The sequence below is a fragment of the Promineifilum sp. (SeqCode) genome (assembly GCF_041918635.1).
Classification (GTDB): Bacteria; Chloroflexota; Anaerolineae; order Promineifilales; family Promineifilaceae; genus Promineifilum.
In genome coordinates, this window is the sequence record NZ_JAYRVJ010000680.1 from 1 (window position 1) to 2,279 (window position 2,279).

A 2,279-nucleotide genomic window follows, 5' to 3' on the forward strand; every position below is an offset into this window, starting at 1 on the left:
CGATCTTCATGTCGGGCTGAGCCTGGAGCAGCATGCGCAAGCCGGAGCGGACGACGGCGTGGTCGTCGGCCAGTAATAAGCGGATTTCGTCAGCCATCGGTCGCCTCTTGAAGAGAGTTATCCGCAGATTTCGCAGAGCTCGCAGATTTTTCTGAAGAGGCATCGGCGAGATTCGCGTCATCTGTCAGTGGTTTATCGATGAGTGGGTTAGGGATGGAGACGCGCACGGTCGTGCCTTCGTCGGGCCGTGAGACGATCTCGGCCGTGCCGCCGACGAGTGAGGCGCGCTCCTGGATGCCCAGCAGCCCCCAGGCCGCACGCCCCTCCGCGCCGGCCAGCGCGCGATCCACGTCGAAGCCGCGGCCGTCGTCGTGCACCGACAGCCGCACCTCCCGCTCGCCAAAGGCCAGTTGCACCAGCACACTGCGCGCCCCCGCGTGCCGCACCACGTTGGTCAGCGACTCCTGCACGATGCGGAAGATGGTCGTTTCCGCCTCAGGCCGCAGTCGCAGGCTCTTGCCCTGGACGGCCAGTTGAGCCTGGATGCCCGTGCGCTGCTCGAAGGCGCGCACGTGGCCGCGCAAGGCGGGGAGAAGCCCAAGGTTGTCGAGGATGGACGGCCGCAGGTCGGCAATGACGTTGTGCACCTCCTGCAACACCTGGGCGTTCATCTGCTTCATGTCCACCAGTTGTTGCCGGACACCGGCCGGGTCGGCCTCCACGCGGTCGGCGGCGGCGGCCAGCCCCAGCCCCAGCGCCGTCAACGTCTGGCCCGTGCCGTCGTGCAGCTCGCGGGCGATGCGCTGCCGCTCCGCCTCCTGAGCCGAGACGACGCGATGGAGCAACTCGCCGCGCAGCTTGCCGCTCTGCTGCACCTCGTCGTACAGCGTGGCGTTGTCAATCGCCACGCTCAACTGGTCGGCGATGGCCCGCGCCAGAGCCACGTCGCGCGACGAGAAGGGTGTGGCGTCGTAGAGCGTGCAGAAGACGAGGCTGCCGATGACCTGGCCGCGGGCGCTGAGGGGCATGGCCATGGTATGACCGCCGGCCCGGGTGGAAAGCTCGGCCAGACCGGCCAGCGGCGGCCCGCTGCCGTCGACCGGCGCGGCCGGGGCGATGGCCGCCTCTTCCAGCGGCAGCACGTCGTGGTCGGTCATCCACGACGGCTGCCCCGTGGCCGCAGTGTATTCGGCCAGTTGCAGCCCCTGCGCCTTGCGTTCAGCCACCGGCGCGACCGGGTCGTTGCACTCGACGACCGAGACGATCTCCAGCGGCTGCCCCGGCTCGCGGCGCAGGGCCAGCATCCCGGCGTTGACCTGCGGCAGGGCGGAGACGAGGCTGGGCATGGCGTCCTGCAGTAGCGCCGCGCGGTCGAGCGTGGCCGCCATGCGCCGTGAGATGGTGAAGAGCAGGGCCAGGTCTTGCACGGCGGCGCGAAGCTCCCGGTTGAGTTGCTCCGTCTCCTGCCGGGCGCGCTGCTGGACGTGTAGCGCCTCGCGCTGGGCGGCGGCGCGCGACTCGCGAGCCTCGGCCAGTCGTTGCTGATTCTCGATCTCAAAGACGTTCAGGGCGCGGATGATGAAGATGGCCATGAAGATAGCCATCGAGGCGCGCAAGACCTGAATGGGGAAGCCGAAAACGCGCAGGAACAGGTCGGCGTTGATCACGTTCGATGGGAAGATGAAGCTCGGCTCGACGAAGAGCTGGCCGACGACGCCATAAATAAGCAGGGCCACGGCCGCGCCCAGCAGCGCCCGGCCGAAGCCGCCCATGCCGCGCCGCTTGAAAACGCCCTGCTCCAGCCAGATGGCCCAGGCGGCGATGATGGCCCCGGTGATACCCAGCGTGTAGCGGGCCAGCGCGTCGGCCGCATCGAGCATCGCCAGGCGATCCGGCCGGTAGGCCAGCCACGTCGCGCCCGCGCTGAACGCCCACAGCGCCAGGAACGCCCCCGCTCCCAACGCGGCCAGGCGGTTGCCGTGGGTAGCCTGTTGGTCGTCGATCTCGCGCCGGTTGGCGTAGAGCAGCCGGATGCCGAAGAAAACCAGCAGCAGGAAGGAGATGACCAGATGGGCCAGATGGACTTCAGGCAGCAGCAGCCAGCCGGGGATGGTGGACGCGCCGCCGGCCTCGATGCGGGCGAACATGTCATGCCACTCTTGCAAGCCGTGGACGACGCCGAACCCGGCCAGGAAGAGCAGCGCGCCGGCCAGGCGAAATTCGGAGGTGCGGAAGCGGGAGGAAGCGAGCCAGATAGCCAGGCCCATGCTGAAGAAGGC

The 2,279-nt window shown here is 68.6% G+C and carries 1 protein-coding gene; it reads right to left on the reverse strand.

Translation table 11 applies throughout. The annotated features are described in order from the left end of the window. Positions 1–89: 89 nt before the first annotated feature. On the reverse strand, positions 90–2,279 hold a 2,190-nt coding region (locus ACE3UY_RS19955), incomplete at its 5' end, for a GAF domain-containing sensor histidine kinase (RefSeq protein WP_374689234.1).